This window comes from Asticcacaulis aquihabitans, assembly GCF_032490435.1.
Classification (GTDB): domain Bacteria; phylum Pseudomonadota; class Alphaproteobacteria; order Caulobacterales; family Caulobacteraceae; genus Asticcacaulis.
In genome coordinates this window covers 60,410-79,757 of sequence record NZ_JAVGWM010000005.1, presented here as the reverse complement: position 1 = coordinate 79,757, position 19,348 = coordinate 60,410, and the positions used below count along the sequence as shown (strand labels likewise).

Sequence of the window (19,348 nt, the reverse complement as noted above, 5' to 3'; positions counted from 1 at the left end):
TTGTTACGATTGGTAGGTTTAAAGCCCTCTTTGCCGCCGGAGTCGAGCGCGGAGGCGGAAACATTGCCGAATTTTAATGTTGGTGTTCAGCCGCGCTAGGTGCCGCGGTGTGGCCCTTGGCAAGCAGCGCACGGACGTTTTCCATCGTCTGAACCGTTTGTCGCGGCAATTTCATGCGGAACATCGGCGTCATCAGCTTTGCCATGAAGGAATGCGGCGTGATTTCGATGCGATGTGTCAGCCGCGTCCCCTCCCCGGTCGGCTCCATGCGGAACTCGACGGCCACCGCCATCATCTTGTCGAAATAGCGATACGCCATATGGCGATCCATCTCATAGGCCGTGATCACCCCATCCATGAGCCCGTGCCTGCCCGCCTCATTGTAGGCGTAGCGCAACTTGTCGCCGACCTTGTTCGGGCCGGTGCCTTGCTTGGCGACGCCTTCACAGCGCTTCAGCCACAAAGGTACTTTCGAATAGTCATCCAGCAGGGTGAAAACCTCATGCGGCGCGTGCGGCAGGTTGATACCGTGTTCGAAAGTGATAGCCATAACGCGAAACCTCTTTCTCCTGCCCGAATCCCATTTGACAAGCGGCAGATCGAAGAGCCTAACATAGGGCAGCGAACTTACAAGAACCTACCACCAAGGACAGACATGGCAGGCATTCTGGATCTGCACGGCATCCGTTACCTGCGACAAAAACCGCAGCTCGTAGTCTCCTTAGGTGTCGGTGTCGGTGTACTCGTCGCCTGCACCCTCCTGACCCATATGAGCCCAATAACCAATGCCTTGATCGGCTGGAACAGCTTCACGCTGCTTTATATATTCTGGGGGTTGCAGGTCATGTTGAGCGCCACGCGCGAAACGCTGCAAAACCATGCCCATCTCTACGATGACGGCGAAGGCATGATCCTCCTGCTGTCACTACTGGCCGCGATTTTGAGTTTCGTCGCCATCGTTGGCGAACTGGCCACGACCAAGGGACTACCGCCCGAGCTGAAAACCCTGCATATCGCCTTATCTGGGCTTACCCTGCTCACCTCATGGACCTTTATCCATATCGCGTTCGCGTTCCATTACGCACACGGTTACTATGCCGAGTTACCCCGCAACAACGGCAAGCCCTGCCTGATATTTCCGGGTGAGAAGACGCCCTATTATACGGATTTTCTGTATTTTTCGTTTGTCATCGGCACGTCCGGCCAAACCGCTGACGTCGATTTCGCCACGAGGGAGATGCGGCGCGTCGGCCTGGTGCATTGCGTCGCGGCCTACCTGTTCAATGCCACCGTCCTAGCGCTGACCATCAACATCGCCGCGTCGCTTATTTCATAGGCTAACATAAAAAACCGCGCCTGTTGCCGGGCGCGGTTGGGATAATCAATACGAGGCCTAGAACGCCTTATTGAGGGAAATCAGCGCCGTCTGATCCTTCTGATTGTCGGACCCGAACGTGCCGCGATATTGCGCTTTCACAGAAAACCCGCTGACCCGGGTTTCGATTCCGACACCGACCAGCGCGCCAGGACTACCGACATCACCCATTGAAACCGCATAGGCCTGGGCGGTATTACCGATAAGTTGGCCGCGTAGATCGCCGGCATCCCCGCTGAAGACGCCTTCATAGCCGATGACGCCGCTAAGGCGTGTATTTGCGCTCAACTGACCGCTGGCCTGAAGCTCGACAGCGCCTGAAAACGCCGACACCTGACGGTCTTCGAACGCGACCGCGGCGACGAGCCCCTGCTCATTAAAGCTGCCCATCTTGGCGGCGGCGTAGGACAGACGCACCACCGGTGTAACGATCCAGCCGCCCATATCCTTATCAAAGCCGGTTTGCACGGACGCCGAATAGGCCGTGGTGTCGACATGATTGGCGGTTTCACGGAAGCCGTCGACCAGGGTATGACGCTCGTAATTGCTGTAGGAGGTAATGCCCACGCCCAAGGTGCCGGTAACGAAGTAGGCGCCCGGACGCCAGTCGAGACCGACATCGACGCTCAGATCGGTCGGCTTGGCCTGAACCATCATCGCCTTGGCATCACCAGTCATGGCAGTCACGCCGATCCCGAAACTCAGACGGTCATTGGCGGGTTGGACCGCGCCGGCGCGGATACCGCCCAGACTGTAGTCATAAGCCGATTGGTCGCTGGTGCTCGTGGCGCCGCCAATCGTCGATTGCACGGCCACCTTCATATGGCGCTCCGCCTGGGAGCCGACGACTTGAAGGAAGTAGCCGCCCTTACCGCCGTTCCCGTGGAACAGGCCGCTCATTTCCGATTGCACCGAACGGCGCATATTGTAACTGCCGTCCGCCAGCATACCGACGCCTTGGGTCAGGGTTGGCGTATATAGATATTGCGCCGTCAGGGCCGCGATCAGGCGATGGCCGCCGGCGGTCGGGTGCACACCATCCCAGAACAGATAGGTGTTCCGCGTATCCTGGCTGCCCGTAACGCAGGCTGTCACATTGATGCACGCCTGCTTGACATTGCTAAAGCCGAAGGCAGAGGGGTTGGCGACAATGGCGGTGAAGGCCGATTTGATATCGACCTCAATGATATTGGTGCCGGCGTGGGAGGCGGCCTGCGTCTTGAGGCCGGTGTCCAGAGCGGTATTGAATATACCACTGGTCAATGACGTCAGCGCGGACGTGGATGGATCGGTGTTGAAATTCGGCGTCGATCCCAGATCCGGCAAATTCATGACGATGATCGTCTTGGCGCCAGCCGTCGATAACTGCCCGACTTGGGTCGCCACATTGCCCGCAGCCGTCGCGGCAATACCGGACATATAGGTCGAAGCCGTGGCTGGATTGGCCGCGGCGGTCGGCAGCGCCTGAAAAATATCATTGGCACCGGCCCACATGGCAACCACATCATTGGCGCCGAAGGTGCCGCCGCGCGACAGGAAAAGCCCGATCTGAGTCGGCGTGCCCGGGATGGGGCCGCTGGAATTGGCCGCCGAATCGGAGCGCGCACCGCCCCAGCCATAATAGACATTGCCGGTATTTATTGTGGCGGCTGGATTGAAGAAGCCCTGACCACTGCCGGCCAGGTATTCGTTCCACACGAGATCATTGGTAAAGCGCTTATTGTAGGGCGGTGGCGGACTGCCTGTTGCGGTGTAGAGGTTTCCATTGTCGCTGAGCGAGTCGCCGAAACTGACGAGACGGGTGTAGGACTGGGCGTGGGCAGCGAACGGCGCTGCGGACACCATGGACGCCAGAAGCGCCAGAGTGAGCGTTTTTTTCATGTATCCCTGCTGCATAGCTTTTTTGATTATGGTCTGACCGTGCGGACAGGCCTTGCGAACAAGCATCCGACCAGAAACCAGAATTGGCAATACTTACGCAGCGTCAATCGTCATCTTATTTCGCACGCCTGTCACAATAAAGACGCACGACCACATAGCACCTTCATGCTTTCAATGAGCAAGCCTGCTAAATTTTCCTTGGTTCATTCAGACGACGGCAGGACGGCCAGCATGAAAAAGAACTGCTCGATATTACGCACCACTTCGGTGAAGCTGTCGAGACTGATAGGTTTGACGACATAGGCACTGGCGTGATTGGCATAGCCGCCGGCGATGTCCGTTTCCGCCGAGGAACTCGACATGATAATAACCGGAATGTGCCGCAGAGCTTCATCCCCCTTTATCGCTGCCAGGACCTCATGGCCGCTCATCATTGGCAGGTTCAAGTCAAGCAAGATCAGATCAGGCAGCCGCATGGTTGCATACTGCCCTTCCCGCCTCAGCATGGTTAGCGCCTTTTCCCCTGTTTCCGCAACGGTGACATTGTTGTCGATTTCCGCCTGCTTGAATGCCCGCGAGGCCAGGAGTGCGTCACCGCGATTGTCTTCCACCAGCATGATTTCGGCCGCGCGACCTTCACGAATGAGCAGATTTTTCAATAGTGCCTCCTATGCTGTATGCGAAATCTTCGGGAGCGTAAAAAAGAAGGTTGAACCGACATCAGGTTCCGAGACGGCCCAGATGTGACCACCGTGGGTTTCGGCGATTTTCCGGCACACGGAAAGTCCCAGTCCGGTACCGGGAATATTATCCCAACTGTGCAGTCGGCGAAACGGTTCAAAAATCTGATTTATGAAGGGCTGGTCCACGCCCATGCCGTTGTCTCGCACGCTGATTTCCCAGTGATCGCCCCGATCCTGGCAGCCCACATGGACGACGGGCAATCGCCGTGGCCGCTGGTATTTGATGGCATTGCTAATCAGGTTCTGCATTAGCCGCATCAGTTGGACACCGCTGCCTTCCACAACCGGCAGATCGTCGTAGGTGATGATCGCCTGGCTTTCGCGGGTGAGTGCCCGCAGGTTCTTCAGCACATGCGCCAATTCGGCGCGAAGATCCACCGGTGCGAAGCGGGCGACCTCCTTATCAAGCCGGGCATATTCCAGCAGGTCCTGGACCATGTCGCGCATACGGGCCGCCGCATCGCCGATAATCTTCAAATATTCCCTGCCATCATCGTCCAGCTTGTCGTCATAATCGTTGCGAATGACCTGGCTGAAGTTAATGACCATACGTAATGGCTCCTGCATGTCGTGCGAGGCCACGTAAGCGAATCGTTCCAGTTCCGTATTCGAATCGGTCAGGCGTTTCAGCAGTTTCTGGCGCGCCTCCTCCGCCTGTTTCGCTTTGGTGATGTCGCGAATGATACCGGTATAATGGCGGCGTCCGGATATTTCAAAGGCGCTGACGGACAGGTCGGCGGAAAACTCAGAACCGTCGCGTCGCCGGGCCATGACCTCCCGGCCGCCCGCAGCGGTACCGACATATTGAAGAATATAGTGGTCATGTTCGGCGTAGGTTGGGTTGGGCATTAGCAAGGATACAGGCTGCCCCACCACTTCGTCGGAGGTATAGCCAAATAGGGTCTCGCAGGCGGGGTTGAAACTCTGAATGCGATTGTGATCGTCTATGGTGATGATGCCGTCGATAATATTATCGACAACGGCACCCAGCATCATCCTGCCCTGCTCCTCGGTCGCACGGTAAAGACGCTCAAGCTTTCTATTGGCATCGGCCAGTTGACGGGCGCTCGTAATTTTGAGCGCGCGAGGCACCATGGCGGTCAAGGCAATGCAACTGAAGAATACCGCGATCGCATAGATTATGCGTACGACACCGTCGACCAGGAGCTGCAGACGCCAAAGCGTCCAAATATCCGCCAGGGCAGTTATGCCCGCGAGAAGCATCAATGTGCCGAACACCGTGAAAAGCGACCGCATGGTCAGGTCCGGTCGCCGAAACCTTACGAAGAACAGAGCGCCCGCCATAACAAAACAGGACAGCGTAATGACAATATCTGCGACGCTATGCAGCCAAACCAAGGTGGGCGGCACAATGCTGGCAAGGTCCGCCGTTTTATTCACAAGCCCATCCTCCCACCTATCCCCACCTATGCGCAACTGGTTATACCACTGCTCCGTTCACGCGTTACATGTATTTTCAGCGTGTTTTCAATTAAAACACAACCATTGGGACAGGTGGGCGAAAAGCGCTATCTTGACGGAAACCGCTTGCGATAGGCTCAGATTCATCGGACAAATCGCCTGACAGGAAAATTGACGGAACGGACGCTGCAATGACGAAGCTGATCGATAGAGCGCGGGTCGCGCGGGTTATGCTGATCGAAGACAATCGCGGCGATGCGATTCTGGCGCGGATGGCCTTCAAGCGGGCTGAGATGAAAAGCGATATCGTGGTGGCTGAAACCGGTGAGGAAGGACTGAGCATTCTGCGTCGCGAAGGTGAACATGCCGATGCGCCAAGGCCCGATTTGATACTGCTTGATCTCAATCTGCCCGCCATGCACGGCCAGGATTTCCTTTATCGGGTAAAAGAAGATCCCGCCCTCAAACGCATACCCGTCATCGTTTTGTCGAGTTCTGCCGCTGATAGCGACATCATCGCCAGCTATGATCGCCACGCCAATGGCTACATCACCAAACCGATCAACAATGCAACCTATGACGACATCGTCGCCCGCATCGAACAATATTGGTTCGGCCTGATGCAGTTGCCGCCGGATCAGGCGCCCGCATCGTTTTCCTGACAGGCTGTTTTCTTGATTTCGGGGTGGTTTGACGCCTGAGTCTCGCCTACATTGGCGTCATGACCAAACTTCCCCGCGTGCCGCGCGTCCCCAAACCGCTCAAACCCCAAACGCAAAAAGCGCATCAGGGCCTTCCCGACGACCAGACCCTTCTGGACGCGCTGGCCGCCGCGCGCGAAGTCGATATCGGCGACCTGGCCCGCCAGTTCGGGCTAAAAGGCGACGAGCGTCGCGCTCTGCGCCAACGGCTGAAAACCCTGTCTGAATCCGGCAAACTGCATAAAAGCGGCCGTAAAACATTCGGTGCCGTGGGCGCCTTGCCCGATACTGGCGTATGCGATGTCGTCGAACGCGATATCGACGGCGAGTTGTGGGTCAAATGGGGCAAGGCCGATTCCGCTTCGCCGCTCGCCCGGCTGGCGCCGCTCAAAAAGGCCGCCGCCCAGACGCCGCCCGGCATGGGCGACCGGATCTATGCTCGCTTTGAAAACACCGCCGATGGCTGGGTGGCGCATCTGATCAAGGTTTTGGACCAGGGCGCCCCCAAGATCGTCGGCGTGGTGCGCAAGGGACGCCGCGAAATCCGGCTGGAAAGCGTCAACCGCAAGGAAAAGACCGCCTGGAACCTGACAGGCCAGAATCTGGATACACTGGAGGACGGCGATGTTGTCGTGGCCGCGCCCGTTGGTGGCGTGCATCGCTACGGTCCCAAGCCCGCCCGGGTTCTGGAAGTCATTGGCAAGGAAGACAGTCCCAAGATTGCCTCGGTCATGGCGATCCACAGTCACGGCCTGCCGCTCGGCTTTCAAAGCAGCACCGAGGATGAAGCCAAATCCGCCCAGCCGCCCACCCTGGGTAAACGGACCGACCTGCGCGACCTGCCTTTCGTCACCATTGACCCGGTCGACGCCAAAGACCATGACGACGCCGTCTTTGCCCACGCCGACGACACGGAGTCCAATCCGGGCGGCTGGGTCGTCTGGGTCGCCATCGCCGACGTCGCCGCCTATGTCACGCCCGGTTCGTCGCTTGACCGCGATGCGCGTGAGAAAGGTAACTCCACCTATTTCCCCGATCGCGTCGAACCCATGCTGCCGCACGTTCTGTCGTCCGGCCTGTGTTCGCTGCAGGAAGGTGAGAACCGCGCCACCTTGGCGGTGCGCATGGTGTTTAATGCCGCCGGCAAGAAGCTCAGCCACAAATTCGTGCGCGGTCTGATGCGATCCGCCGCTAAGCTGTCCTACGAACAGGCGCAGGCCGCGATCGACGGTATGCCAGACGACACCACCGGCCCTATCCTAGACGCCCTGCTCAAACCGCTCTGGGCCGCCCACGCCTGCTTGACCAAGGGCCGCAACATCCGGCAGCCCCTGCATATCAACTCTCCTGAGCGCCGCGTAAAGCTGGACGCCGAGGGCAATGTTGTCTCTATCGAACAACGTGTGTCGCTGGATGCCATGCAGTTGATCGAGGAGATGATGATCCAGGCCAATGTCTCGGCCGCCGAAGAATTGGAAAAGCACAAGACGCCGTTGATCTATCGGGTCCACGAAACCCCTTCGCTGGAAAAGATCGGCAACCTGGCCGACTTCCTCGCGACACTGGGTATTCCCTGGAACAAGGGTGAGCCGCCGCGCACCGACCGTTTCAATGCCTTGCTTGACGGGCAAAAGGACGGCCCCAATAATGAAATCATCAATGAAGTGGTTCTGCGCACCCAGATGCAGGCACATTACTCACCGGAAAATTACGGCCACTTCGGACTTAATCTCGACCATTACGCCCACTTCACTTCACCGATCCGCCGCTATGCCGACCTGATCGTTCACCGCGGTTTGATCCGCGCGCTCAAGCTGGGCGACGACGGCCTGACCGACTACGAAATCAAAACCCTCGGCGACACCGCCGAACACATCACCGCCACCGAACGCCGGTCGATGCAGGCCGAACGGGAAGCCATAGAGCGGTATATCGCCGCCTTCCTGCACGATAAGATCGGCGCGGCCTTCACCGGGCGTATCGTCGGGGTCACGCGCTTTGGCCTGTTCGTTAAGCTGACGGACACCGGCGCCGACGGCATCGTGCCCGTGTCATCGCTTGGCAACGATTATTTCGTGCACGACGATGTGCAACACGCGCTGATCGGCGAACGCACCGGGCAAAGGTGGCGCCTGGGCGCTACGGTCGAGGTCGAACTGTCCGAAGCCATGCCAATAACCGGCGGGCTGGTATTCAAGATGCTCTCGGAACCCGAAGCCGCCGATCCGAACGCGCCGCGCGCGCGTCTGGGCGTCCGTGCGCGGGGTTCGGGTTTTCCGCCCCGTGGCCCCGGTTCGAAAGGCGCGCCGAAAAAGGCAGGCTTTCGCGACAAGACCTCCGGCGCGAAGCACGGCGTCAAGAACGTGAAGAAAAAGAAAAAGCGTTAAGGGATTTAGTGCCGGAACTTGTAGGTCTGCTTCAGCAGGACAAGGTCCCCGCTGGATACCCGCAGGAACAGATGATGGACGCGGGCGGACAATTGTACGTCGTGGCTTTCCATAACTTCGCGTCCGGTCGCATCCTTGCGATAGAGGTCGAAGCTGACACGGTTGCCCGATGTCCAATGGACCCGGACATCGAAGGCTTCACCCGGTGACGGCGCCAGTTGGAAGGCTTCAGCCTTACCCGCGACGTCGCCGGTATTCTTGCTGACCGCGCCCTTTAGCAGGCCGTCCTGGGCTGTAAAACCGATCTGGGCGACATCGTTGCCCTCTCCTTCGAGCAGAAGCTGGAAGGCTGCCTGATCGCAATTGGCTGCGGCGCAGGTAAACTTCAGCGCCAGATCCATCTGCGTTACATCGGTCAGCGGATCCGATTGCGCGGTGTTCTGCTTGCCCGCCTCTGCCTTGAGACTAAGTGGCGCGATAGACTGATAGGGGACGACCGGATCAGCGGCAAAAGCTGGGACGGCGGACACAGCCAAGAGGCCGACAAGAAGCGAAGTCGTTTTGATCATGCGCCAGTCCTATCGCCAGATTACGTCAGGTTTACGGCATCACCGATGGACAACCGAATCGCGCCGGCGCGCATAATGATGTAGGTCATCCGCGTCCCAGCCAGGTTCCAGAATCGTTTGGTAACGACGGAAAGCTTGCTCCGCGCGCCGGTTCTTTCTATCGCACATATGAATTTCGCCTTCAAACAACGCCCGTATGAGAGGTTCATACGAAAAAAGCCGCCTTTCGGGCAATTGGCCATTGACTTCCCGCTGTTCCTGAGTATTTTCCGCCCCTCTCGTTTATTCGCGTCGTCTGGCGCACCCGAACCGTAAGGATTTACGTCATGGCTAAGCCAGCCTCCATCAAGATCCGCCTGAACTCGACGGCTGACACCGGCTTCTTCTACGTTACCAAGAAGAACGCCCGCACCAAGACTGAAAAGATGGTGCTGAAGAAGTACGATCCGGTCGTGCGCAAGCACGTCGAATTCAAGGAAGGCAAGATTAAGTAATCTTGCCATCTTAAGGTTTGTCCTTCGGCATCCCCCCCTCGCCGAAGGACCTTAAAGGAAGCCGCGCCTGAGTTCCCCCTATACTCGGCGCGGCTTTTTTGCGTCCGAAGGGCTCACGCGCTTCGCGCCGAAAACCTCTACGCTATAGGCAGTTGAATGGGGCCGTTAAGCGGCGTTGCGGACGATCACGCGGTTGCGGCCGGCCTGCTTGGCTTCATAAACCCCTTCGTCAGCCCGCTTTAAAAGGGTTTCCGGCGTATCGCCAACACCTTGCGAGGTGGCCACGCCGATGGAGATCGTAACGTCGAGCTTACGCCCGTCAGCCAGCACGAAGGGGATGTCTGCGACCTGCGACCGGACACGTTCGGCGATATGGACTGCGTCCGATGAGCCGGTTTCCGGCATCAGCACGACAAACTCTTCCCCGCCAAACCGGCAAGCCATATCGATGGCGCGCACATTCAGACCCAGGCGGCGAGCAAATTCGCGAATCACTTCATCACCGGCATCGTGACCGTAGGTGTCATTGACCCGCTTGAAATGGTCGATATCCAGCAGCAGCACCGACAGTTCAGGACCGCCCTTCACGTGGCGCGCCATAGCCAGGCTGAGGTGGTGATCAAGGAAGCGTCGGTTGTTTAGTCCCGTCAGGGGGTCGGTAACCGCCAGTTCCAGGGAGCGGTCGAGCGTATTGCGCAGGAAGTCCCCATACCGCTTGCGCTTGATCTGGGTTTTTGCACGGGCGCGCAGTTCGAGCATGTCGACGGGGCGCGGCACAACATCGTTGACGCCGAGTTCCAGCGCCTTGAACACCTGCTGGCGTTCATCGGCATTGACGATGGCCAGGACCGGCCGGTTACGCGTGACTTCACTCGTTCTCAGATGAGCAACCCAGCGCAGGGCATCGAAGGACTTGGCCGTCAGGTTGAGCACAATCAGATCGACACGCCCGCCGGCGATCTTCAGAGCACGCGTCGGATCGGTTTCGAAAGCGCAGCGGTGATCTTCGCCCAATTGCATCATCAGGCGCTCGGCCTGGCGGACATTGTCGTCGAGAATCAGCACGTTCCCCGTCGCCGACAATTGGCGCAGGTATTGTTCGTTATCTATCAGGCCCACGCGGCGCGATGACGCCTCTCGCCGGCGCAGGTCGTCGACCATCTGCTTCAGCCGGACAAGCGCCTGCAAACGCGCCATCAGCATCATGTCGTCGATAGGCTTGGTCAGGAAATCGTCGGCACCCGCTTCAAGACCGAACAGCCGATCGTCACGGCCATCCAGAGCGGTAATCAGGATGATGGGAATGTGACGGGTTTCGGGATGGTCCTTGATCTGGCGGCAAACCTCATAGCCGTCGATTCCCGGCATCATGACATCGAGGAGAATAATGTCAGGTTGTTCGGCAATGGCCATGTCTATAGCCACCTGACCGTCATTCGCCGTCAGCACTTCGTAATAGTCCGCCTCCAGCTTGGCCTGGAGCAGGCGGACATTGGCCGGTATGTCATCGACGATAAGGACGCGCGCGGTCATGGACTGTCTCCGTTAGCCCAGATACTTGCGCACCGTGTCGAGAAAATGCGTCACCGAAATAGGCTTGGAAATGTAGGCTTCGCAACCGCCTTCGCGAATTCGTTCCTCGTCGCCCTTCATGGCGAAGGCCGTTACTGCCACAACCGGAATATGAGACAGCTCATCGTCTTCCTTAAGCCACTTGGTCACTTCCAGGCCCGAAATCTCAGGTAGCTGGATATCCATCAAGATCAGGTCGGGACGGTGCTGGCGGGCAAGAGTCAGGGCAGACAGGCCCTCGCCCGTCTGGAAGGTTTCATAGCCCTGCGCATCGAGCAGGTCATGAAAGAGCTTCATGTTGAGTTCGTTGTCCTCAACAATGAGGACCTTCTTTTGCATCATTCCCGAAACCTATAAGCCCGAAAGCCTACCCACTCTATCTTGTGTTTTTGCCGAATCGGTCACCACCGCGCCGCCGGCTTTTGATAGGCCCCAATCTACAGGGACTCTCTTAAGCTGAGGTGAAGGCAAAGGTAACAAATGGTAAAAATGGGGATGGAGAGGCCGTATGCAAATCGGCTATAGAGATTAAAGTCCCTTTCCCCATTGGGGCCTATCTCTTATCTGATCAAGGATTTTACATGTCGACATGCGAAGACCGCCTGCGGGCGCTCGGCATCACCCTGCCCGTCCCGACCGCGCCCGTAGCCAATTACGTCCCGTTCGTCCGCACCGGGAATCACGCTCACATCTCCGGCCAGTTGTCGAACGACGCCAATGGCGGCATCAAGGGCACGGTGGGCGTTGACGTCTCGCTCGAAGACGCCGTCGAGGCGGCCCGCCTGTGCGGTATCAATCTGCTGGCTCAAATGAAGGCGGCAGCTGGTGGCGATCTTGACGACGTGGTGCGGGTGATCAAGCTGAACGCGTTCGTTCAGGCCGGTCCTGACTTCTATAATATCCCGCAGGTTATCAATGGCTGCTCAGACCTAATGGTTGCCGCCCTTGGCGATGCCGGAAAGCATGCCCGCTCGGCCGTCGGCATGTATAAGATCCCTCTCGGCTTCGCCGTGGAAATCGACGCCCTGATCGAAGTCATCGACCGCCGTTAATTTTAAGGTTGCGGCGCGCTGGTATGGGCGGCGCGCCGATTGTGCAACGGCAGCAGGGGTGTTAGCGTCACTCTTTTACGGAGGATCCTATGCGCCTGAAGCCCCTGCTCCCAGCCCTTGCCGTCCTGGCCTCCGCTGCCTTGGCGGTCCCGGCTTTAGCGATCCCAGCGGCTGACACCTCCGGCACGGGCGAACCGGCCTTTCGCGCCCTCTATAAAGAACTGGTTGAAACCAATACCGCGCCGGGCGAAGGTAGTTGCACCCTGGCGGCCCAGCGCATGGAAGCGCGTCTGAAAGCCGCTGGCTACACGGACGCGGACATCCACCTTTTCATTCCAGACAGCGCGCCGAAGGACGGCGGCATCGTTGCGGTTTTGCGTGGGACCGGCTCAAAGAAGAAGGCCATTCTGCTTCTGGCCCACATAGATGTAGTGGCCGCCAAGCGGTCGGACTGGACGCGCGATCCGTTCACCCTGATCGAGGAAGGCGGCTATTTCTACGGCCGCGGCACGTCAGATGACAAGGCCCAGGCCGCCATCTGGACCGATCTGCTCATCCGACTGAAGCAGGAAGGTTACCGCCCCAAACGCGACATCAAGATGGCCCTGACCTGCGGAGAGGAAACCGAGGGTGTATTCAACGGCGCCCACTGGCTGTCCACCGAGCACAAGGACTGGATCGACGCCGATTTCGCGCTCAATGAAGGCGCAAACGGACAATTGGATGAGACCGGTCGAAAGATCGCTCTCAATATCGAAGCGGCGGAAAAGGTCTATCAGGACTTCAAGCTGGAAACCACCAATCCGGGCGGCCACTCGTCGCGTCCCGTGCCCGAAAACGCTATCTACCAGATGTCGGCGGCCCTGCCGAAGATCGGCGCGCTTGAATTTCCGGTGATGCTTAATGACGCCACCCGGGCCTATTTTACGCGCATGGCGCCGATCGTCGGCGGCGAGTCAGGGGCGGCCATGTTAGCCATCGTCAAGAACCCGATGGATAGCGCAGCCAATGCCATCCTGTCGAAGAACCCGCAATGGCATTCGATGCTGCGCACGACCTGCGTCGCCACCCTGATCGAAGGCGGACATGCCTTGAACGCCTTGCCTCAACACGTTTCGGCCAACATCAATTGCCGGATTTTCCCAGGTGTCAGCGTGGATGACGTACAGGCCGCGCTGGTGCGGGCCGTCGCCGATCCGGCAGTCAAGGTGTCGATCGTCGAACCGCGCAGCCTAGCCACCCCCGCGCCGGCGCTTGGTCCGGACATTTTGGGTCCCATCGAAAAGGTCTCCGCCGAATTGTGGCCAGGCGTCCCGGTCGTGCCCACCATGACAACAGGGGCAACGGACGGCATCTACACGTCCGCCGCCGGCATTCCGACCTATGGAGTGGAGGGCCTGTTTGTCGATCCCGACGAAGGCCATATTCACGGGCTAAATGAGCGGGTGGGCGTTCAGTCCTTAATGGACGCCCGGCGTTTCATGTATAGGTTGGTCAAGCTTTACGCGGCGCAATAGACTCCCCATATACCGCCTATGACCGCCCAGACACGCCCCTTGAAGCTGACGCTGCACAACACAATCGCCGATATCGGCCAAAGCACATGGGATGGTTTAAGGGATGACGACAACCCCTTTACATCGTTTGCCTATTTGCATGCGCTTGAAGATACGGGTTGTGTCGATGAGACCAGTGGCTGGCAACCCGTCCATATCGCCTTGTGCGATGACGCAGGCGTTGTGGCGGGCGTCATGCCCCTTTACGTCAAATATCATTCCATGGGCGAATATGTCTTCGACCAGTCGTGGGCCCGGGCCTACGAACAGGCGGGCGGCGCCTATTACCCGAAACTGCAAGGGGCCATTCCGTTCACGCCGGTGACCGGGGCACGTCTGATCTCGCGCGATCCGGCTGTGCGGCGCGCGCTTGTCGAGGCCGCCATATCATTGTGCGACAGCAACCGGCTGTCGTCGCTTCACATCACCTTTCCACGCGAAGACGAATGGCGAATGATGGGGGAAATGGGTCTCCTGCAACGGCGCGATCAGCAGTTCTGGTGGGACAATGCCGGTTACACCACCTTCGATGACTTTCTCGCGGCCCTGTCGTCAAACCGGCGCAAGGTTATCCGCCGCGAACGTCGCGACGTTCAGTCAGCCGTTGAGCTACGTCACATAACCGGTAGAGATATAAACGAAAATCATCTCGATCTGATGTATGCATTTATCGAAAGCACCTATGACCGCAAGTGGGGCGCGCCCTATCTGACCCGTGCGTTTTTCAGCCGCGTGGCCGAAACCATGCGGGACAAGATCGTCCTGATATTCGCTTACCAAGGCGAACAGGCTGTGGCTGGCGCCATCAATTTCATCGGCGGGGATACACTTTACGGCCGGCAATGGGGCACGCATATCGACCTGCCCTTCCTGCATTTCGAAGTCTGCTATTATCAGGCCATCGACTATGCCATCACCCACGGCCTGCAAAGGGTCGAAGCCGGTACCCAGGGCGAGCACAAGCTGTCACGCGGCTACCTGCCGCACAGCGTCTATTCGGCCCACTATATCCGTGACAAACGCCTGCGCGCCCCGATCGAAGACTATCTCAACCGCGAACGCGATGCGGTGGTCGAGCAGATGCAGATGCTGGCGGAGGAAGCGTCGCCGTTCAAAAAGGACAGGTGATCGTCCCGTCGTGCCGCCGGCGATAAACCGTGCTATATTCGGTCAAAAGGGATGAAACCATGGCCGAACGTTACCGAACCTATTCCGCCTTTTTCGACTTTTACCTGAGCGAGCACGGCCGCCCTGCCACGCGTGCCGTCCACTATCTCGGTTCGGTTTGCGGCATAGCCGCGCTTGTTCTGACCGTATCGACTGGGCATCTATGGTGGATCGCCGCGGGCCTGGTCGCGGGATATGGCTGCGCCTGGATCGGACACTTCTTCATCGAACATAACCGGCCCGCCACGTTTAAATATCCGTTGTGGTCGTTTATCGGCGACTACCATATGTTTTGTCTGTGGCTGACCGGGCAATTGCCGAAGCGCCGCGCCCTGGCCGCCTCAAGACTTTGATGCCCCGATTGCGTTATCGGCTAATCGTCGGCGCCAGAGACTTGAACCAGATTTCCAGATTTTCGGCCTGACGCCTCATGTGATCTGCCCGTTTCGCGGCCTCTTCGTCGTGGCCCCAGGTCTCGCTCTGGAAGTCCTCGCCGACGCGTGACGCCGCAAAGGCCTGCGCGCCAGTCAGATGCCCGCGCCAAAGCGCCAGGGCCAGCACCACCGAGCCCAACAAAGGTATGGCCTGCATGATACCGGCCTGTTCATACACGCTTGCGTTGGCGATCAGGGACTGAATGCGGTGAATGGTTTCCGCCGGCTGCGGTTGATGAATAATGCTCTTGTTCTGATGAAACTGGAGGTCCAGTTCTGTATCGGCCCATACAAGAATGGGCTTCCAGGCCGCGTCTTCGCGGGCTACCAGCGCTTGAGGATATTCGGCCGGATAACACACCAGGTCCGTTTCCGAATACCGCGTCACCTCGACCAGGGTTTCATCCAGCACGTCGCCCATGCGGTCGACAGCGGCAAAACCCAGGCGGGTCATCGGCATGTCGCTGAACTCGACATGGTCGCCGACAGCGGCCCATTCGGCTTCAACCCGGCTGGCAACGGTGTCGTTCGGCAGAACGAGTTCTTGCCCCTTGGGCGTTTTTACCGCCCGGCCATCCAGGCTGACCGAATATCCGCCATTGATCTCATTAACGGCCACGGTCTTCCAAAACCGTTTTGGGCGGAACCCGAGAGAATCGGATGTCTTGTCCGGGGCTTTGGCTTCGTATGTCATATCAATAACTTGCCATCTTGTGCTCAGAGCAAACGTCTGCCGCAAACGCGTCCAGCGCCGCCTTCAGCTCCGTGAAATCGTGGACGATGTCGTGCGCGCCGGCCAATTGCAGTTCTTCGACCGTATGGAATCCCCAGGATACCCCGATGGCGTGGACATGGGCCTGACGCGCCATCTTCATATCATGGCTGGCGTCACCGATCATCACCGCCTCATGGGTGGCAACGCCCAGAGCGTTGAGATTGCATTGAAGCATGTGCGGATGGGGCTTTGAGGGGCCATCGTCGGCGCAGAAGGTGACATCGAACAGGTCGTCCCAACCGTGCTTTTCCAAAGTCCTGCGAACGCCGCGGCGCGAATTGCCGGTGGCCATGCCCAAAAGCCAGCCTTCACTTTTGAGAGCCTGCAAGGTCTCTTCAGCGCCAAGATAAAGCGATTCCGCGAATGCCGGGTCGGCATGAAAACGCAGGAAGGCCTGTTGGAACTCATGCGTGTAGGCGGCGATGGTTTCCGGATCGAGGTCTGGACGCATCATGGCCAGAGCGTCGAAAAGCGATACCCCGACAATGGCCCTGACCTGATCGTAGCTTGGCGGATCAATATTGATCGCGTGCGCGGCCTCGACCGCTGCGCGAAAAATACTGGACCGGCTGTCGATCAATGTGCCGTCCACGTCCCAGACCGCCAGTTTCAAACCTTCACTCCCCACGCGGATACTCCGGACCTACCGTTTTTTCTTCTTCATATTGGCGAAGGGATCGTTCTCCGCCTCATGCTCATCGAAGCCGAAGCGGTCGAAACCGGCCTGAATAACCGGATCGAGCGGCGCCTCGACGATCAACGTGCCTTGCGTCGGATGCGGCAGTTCGATGCGACGGTGATGCAGTTGCAGGTTCAGTCCTTCGGACAGGGACTGGCTGGCTTCATTGCCGTACTTCGGGTCGCCCAGGATCGAATGACCAATGGCCTGCATGTGGGCGCGCAACTGGTGCGTTCGACCGGTGTGCGGACGTAGCGCCATCCACGATACGCGCGGACCAGCGCGCGAAATGGTGACATATTCAGTTTCCGCCGCCTCCGCGCCCGGTTCGTTGGGCTCGGCCGGCTGGACGATCTCGCGATCATGAAACCCCTTTTTGATAAGGGGGGTATCGATATAGCCTTCTTCCGGCTTCGGATTGCCGACCACCAGCGCCCAATAGGTTTTCTGCGCCCGGCGCTTGGCGAAGGCGCCCGACAGACGCGCCGCCGCCTGCGGAGACTTGCCCAGCAGCAGGACGCCCGACGTGTCACGGTCAAGACGGTGGACCAGGCGCGGACGTTCCAGCCCCTCGCCCCAAGCCGACAACAGCCGGTCGACGTGGTTCTTGGTCTTGGTGCCCCCTTGTACGGCGAGGCCCGATGGCTTGTTCAGCGCGATTACGTCTTCGTCCTCGTACAGGACCATCGAATGCGCAAAACGGATTTCCTGCGGGCTCAACAGGGCGCGTTCGCGCTTTTGCTGATCAATGTCGGGGGCATCCGGCAAGGGCGGAACGCGAATGGTGGAGCCGGCGGTCAGGCGAGTATCGGCCTTTACACGGCCGCCATCGACGCGCACCTGACCGGAGCGCAGCAGTTTGTTGAGCATCACATGATTCAGGTGCGGCCAGCGGCGCTTGAAGAAGCGATCAACGCGAATACCGTCCTCGCCATCGGTAATATAGAGGGTTTTGACTTCCTTGCTCATTACGCAAACTTTCGGATCAGGAACAGGCCGGCCATCAGCGCGGCAATGGACAGGACAACCGACAGAGTAATATACCCCGCCGCCAGCCCGTAGGCGCGACGTTCAAGCATCTGAACGGTTTCCAGCGAAAAAGACGAAAAGGTCGTGAAGCCACCCAATACCCCGACGCCCAGCAGCAATCGGGCGCGTTCGGTATCCAGTACACCTTTCAAGGGCCCCAGAAGCAGGCCCATGAGCAGCCCCATAAGCAGGCCACCGATGACATTGGCCATGAAGGTCCCGAGAGGCCAAACATTCAGGGGCCAGGCTTCACTCGCCCACCAGCCCGCCGTCAACCGCCCCAGACCATAGCGGGCTGCGGAGCCGAAGGCGCCCCCCAACATGACAAGACACAGATTGAACATAGGCGCGTAATACCCCTCTTCACCTGATCCTCATAGTCCTTTAAGCTTGGAATCGGAACAAAATGCAGGGTAAACCCATCCATGAGCCTGGCCGCACACTACGACCCCACCAATATTTTCGCCAAGATTCTGGCCGGCGACATCCCGTCGGTAAAGGTCTATGAAGACGACCGCACCTTGAGTTTCATGGATGTTTTCCCGCAATCGAAGGGCCATACGCTGGTCATTCCGAAGGTCGCGGCGTGCAATTTGTTCGATATTCCGGCGGACGACCTGCGAAACCTGATCGTTCAGACCCAGCGCATCGGGCGCGCCGTGCGCGATGCGCTCACGCCAGACGGCATCCGCATCGCGCAGTTCAATGGCGAGGCGTCTGGCCAGACGGTGTTTCATATTCATTTCCACATCATTCCCGTCTGGGACGACATCGCCGAACGCCCACACGCCGCCGGCAAAATGGCGGACATGGGTGAATTGCAAGATCTGGCCGCGCAAATCCAAGCCAAACTGTCATGACCTTTTACGTTCTTCGCCACGGCCAGACCGACTGGAACGTGCAGGCCCGCCTACAGGGGTCAACCGATATTCCGCTCAACGACACCGGGCGCGCGCAGGCGCATGTGGCGGCTGACATACTCAAAGATCAGGGTCTGACCCGCATCGTCGCCAGTCCCTTGTCGCGCGCGCTGGAAACGGCGCAGATCGTCGGGGCGGCCTGTGCCCTCGAACCGATCATCGATGACCGATTGATAGAACGCAATTTCGGCCTGTTTGAAGGCATGACCATAGACGAGGTTCGCCAGCACCGCGAAGAGATGCGCGAGCATATGAACCCGGCTGCCGACCTGGACGGCAAGCACTATCCGCACAATGCCGAACCGCTGGGTCAGGTCATCGAGCGGGTTTATGACTGCATCAATGCCCACAAGGCGGACGAACAGCTAAGCGGTGGAACCTGTCTGTTCGTCTTCCACGGCATCCCGTTCCGGGCTGTTACGCGTAAGTTCCTCAACGACATGTATTCGAGCCCGAACGCCGCGCCGGTCCGCTTTGAGGAACGCGACGGCAAATGGCGCATGATTCCGCTCGATCCGAATAACGCGCCCATCCAGCAAATCTACAATGCGCAAACCACCATGGGCCGCATATAGCGTCACGCCGGAGCCAG

Annotated in this window: 21 protein-coding genes; 10 read left to right on the top strand and 11 right to left on the bottom strand. The window is 58.6% G+C overall.

The annotated features are described in order from the left end of the window. Positions 1 to 73: 73 nt before the first annotated feature. Positions 74 to 550 carry an SRPBCC family protein gene (locus RCJ00_RS18170; RefSeq protein ID WP_316223721.1) on the bottom strand — a complete coding sequence of 159 codons (477 nt, stop codon included), beginning with the start codon at positions 548 to 550 and terminating at the stop codon, positions 74 to 76. 105 nt (positions 551 to 655) lie between these two features. Between RCJ00_RS18170 and RCJ00_RS18165 the strand changes: the two genes are divergently transcribed. Continuing rightward, positions 656 to 1,336, top strand: a complete 681-nt coding sequence (locus RCJ00_RS18165; RefSeq protein WP_316223720.1) for a DUF1345 domain-containing protein — start codon at positions 656 to 658, stop codon at positions 1,334 to 1,336. A gap of 57 nt (positions 1,337 to 1,393) precedes the next feature. Here the strand turns inward: RCJ00_RS18165 and RCJ00_RS18160 are convergent, their stop codons facing one another. The 3 genes from RCJ00_RS18160 to RCJ00_RS18150 form a co-directional block, all read right to left on the bottom strand. Next, positions 1,394 to 3,256: an autotransporter domain-containing protein gene (locus RCJ00_RS18160; protein ID WP_316223718.1), complete on the bottom strand. Its 1,863-nt coding sequence runs from the start codon at positions 3,254 to 3,256 to the stop codon at positions 1,394 to 1,396. Positions 3,257 to 3,459: 203 nt separating this feature from the next. After that, the gene (locus tag RCJ00_RS18155) at positions 3,460 to 3,915 is read right to left on the bottom strand and encodes a response regulator (protein WP_316223717.1); all 456 of its coding nucleotides are present in this window, start codon (positions 3,913 to 3,915) and stop codon (positions 3,460 to 3,462) included. Between the two features lie 9 nt (positions 3,916 to 3,924). Continuing rightward, complete coding sequence (locus tag RCJ00_RS18150; RefSeq protein ID WP_316223716.1) at positions 3,925 to 5,400, bottom strand: sensor histidine kinase; 1,476 nt, start codon at positions 5,398 to 5,400, stop codon at positions 3,925 to 3,927. Positions 5,401 to 5,612: 212 nt separating this feature from the next. Between RCJ00_RS18150 and RCJ00_RS18145 the strand changes: the two genes are divergently transcribed. Both RCJ00_RS18145 and rnr read left to right on the top strand, forming a co-directional pair. Next, a complete protein-coding gene (locus RCJ00_RS18145; RefSeq protein ID WP_316223715.1) occupies positions 5,613 to 6,083 on the top strand; it encodes a response regulator in 471 nt (156 codons plus the stop codon). A gap of 59 nt (positions 6,084 to 6,142) precedes the next feature. Beyond that, on the top strand, positions 6,143 to 8,509 hold the full coding sequence (gene rnr / locus RCJ00_RS18140) for a ribonuclease R (protein WP_316223714.1): 2,367 nt from the start codon (positions 6,143 to 6,145) through the stop codon (positions 8,507 to 8,509). A gap of 5 nt (positions 8,510 to 8,514) precedes the next feature. Here rnr and RCJ00_RS18135 read toward each other — a convergent pair whose 3' ends face one another. Then, a complete protein-coding gene (locus RCJ00_RS18135) occupies positions 8,515 to 9,078 on the bottom strand; it encodes a hypothetical protein (RefSeq protein WP_316223712.1) in 564 nt (187 codons plus the stop codon). Between the two features lie 326 nt (positions 9,079 to 9,404). Between RCJ00_RS18135 and rpmG the strand changes: the two genes are divergently transcribed. Next, positions 9,405 to 9,572, top strand: coding sequence for a 50S ribosomal protein L33 (gene rpmG, locus RCJ00_RS18130; protein ID WP_018079812.1), 168 nt, complete (start codon positions 9,405 to 9,407; stop codon positions 9,570 to 9,572). A gap of 165 nt (positions 9,573 to 9,737) precedes the next feature. Here the strand turns inward: rpmG and RCJ00_RS18125 are convergent, their stop codons facing one another. Continuing rightward, entirely contained in the window at positions 9,738 to 11,105 is a 1,368-nt protein-coding gene (locus RCJ00_RS18125; RefSeq protein WP_316223710.1) for a PleD family two-component system response regulator, read from the bottom strand. Between the two features lie 12 nt (positions 11,106 to 11,117). Beyond that, complete coding sequence (locus RCJ00_RS18120; protein ID WP_031238763.1) at positions 11,118 to 11,483, bottom strand: response regulator; 366 nt, start codon at positions 11,481 to 11,483, stop codon at positions 11,118 to 11,120. 242 nt (positions 11,484 to 11,725) lie between these two features. Between RCJ00_RS18120 and RCJ00_RS18115 the strand changes: the two genes are divergently transcribed. The 4 genes from RCJ00_RS18115 to RCJ00_RS18100 all read left to right on the top strand — a co-directional run bounded on the left by RCJ00_RS18115 (position 11,726) and on the right by RCJ00_RS18100 (position 15,272). Next, positions 11,726 to 12,196 (top strand): RidA family protein, encoded by a 471-nt coding sequence (locus RCJ00_RS18115; RefSeq protein WP_316223709.1) that lies wholly within the window; start codon positions 11,726 to 11,728, stop codon positions 12,194 to 12,196. Positions 12,197 to 12,285: 89 nt separating this feature from the next. Next, complete coding sequence (locus RCJ00_RS18110; protein WP_316223708.1) at positions 12,286 to 13,713, top strand: M20/M25/M40 family metallo-hydrolase; 1,428 nt, start codon at positions 12,286 to 12,288, stop codon at positions 13,711 to 13,713. Positions 13,714 to 13,731: 18 nt separating this feature from the next. Beyond that, the gene (locus RCJ00_RS18105; protein ID WP_316223707.1) at positions 13,732 to 14,880 is read left to right on the top strand and encodes a GNAT family N-acetyltransferase; all 1,149 of its coding nucleotides are present in this window, start codon (positions 13,732 to 13,734) and stop codon (positions 14,878 to 14,880) included. A 59-nt stretch (positions 14,881 to 14,939) separates the two neighbouring features. Continuing rightward, the gene (locus tag RCJ00_RS18100; protein WP_316223706.1) at positions 14,940 to 15,272 is read left to right on the top strand and encodes an Mpo1-like protein; all 333 of its coding nucleotides are present in this window, start codon (positions 14,940 to 14,942) and stop codon (positions 15,270 to 15,272) included. A 13-nt stretch (positions 15,273 to 15,285) separates the two neighbouring features. On the opposite strand, the gene RCJ00_RS18095 is transcribed toward RCJ00_RS18100, so the two are convergent. From RCJ00_RS18095 to RCJ00_RS18080, 4 genes are read right to left on the bottom strand one after another with little or no spacing between them, the layout of a single operon-like run. Further along, positions 15,286 to 16,047 (bottom strand): ATP12 family chaperone protein, encoded by a 762-nt coding sequence (locus RCJ00_RS18095; RefSeq protein ID WP_316223705.1) that lies wholly within the window; start codon positions 16,045 to 16,047, stop codon positions 15,286 to 15,288. A 1-nt stretch (position 16,048) separates the two neighbouring features. Continuing rightward, positions 16,049 to 16,741, bottom strand: coding sequence for an HAD family hydrolase (locus RCJ00_RS18090; protein WP_316223704.1), 693 nt, complete (start codon positions 16,739 to 16,741; stop codon positions 16,049 to 16,051). A gap of 30 nt (positions 16,742 to 16,771) precedes the next feature. Beyond that, positions 16,772 to 17,776, bottom strand: a complete 1,005-nt coding sequence (locus RCJ00_RS18085) for an RluA family pseudouridine synthase (protein ID WP_316223703.1) — start codon at positions 17,774 to 17,776, stop codon at positions 16,772 to 16,774. Next, positions 17,776 to 18,180 (bottom strand): fluoride efflux transporter FluC, encoded by a 405-nt coding sequence (locus tag RCJ00_RS18080; RefSeq protein ID WP_316223702.1) that lies wholly within the window; start codon positions 18,178 to 18,180, stop codon positions 17,776 to 17,778. Before RCJ00_RS18080 ends, RCJ00_RS18085 begins: the two co-directional genes overlap by 1 nt. A gap of 81 nt (positions 18,181 to 18,261) precedes the next feature. Between RCJ00_RS18080 and RCJ00_RS18075 the strand changes: the two genes are divergently transcribed. Next, positions 18,262 to 18,696, top strand: a complete 435-nt coding sequence (locus RCJ00_RS18075; protein WP_316223700.1) for an HIT family protein — start codon at positions 18,262 to 18,264, stop codon at positions 18,694 to 18,696. Then, positions 18,693 to 19,331 carry a histidine phosphatase family protein gene (locus RCJ00_RS18070; RefSeq protein WP_316223698.1) on the top strand — a complete coding sequence of 213 codons (639 nt, stop codon included), beginning with the start codon at positions 18,693 to 18,695 and terminating at the stop codon, positions 19,329 to 19,331. Before RCJ00_RS18075 ends, RCJ00_RS18070 begins: the two co-directional genes overlap by 4 nt. Positions 19,332 to 19,348: the final 17 nt, after the last annotated feature.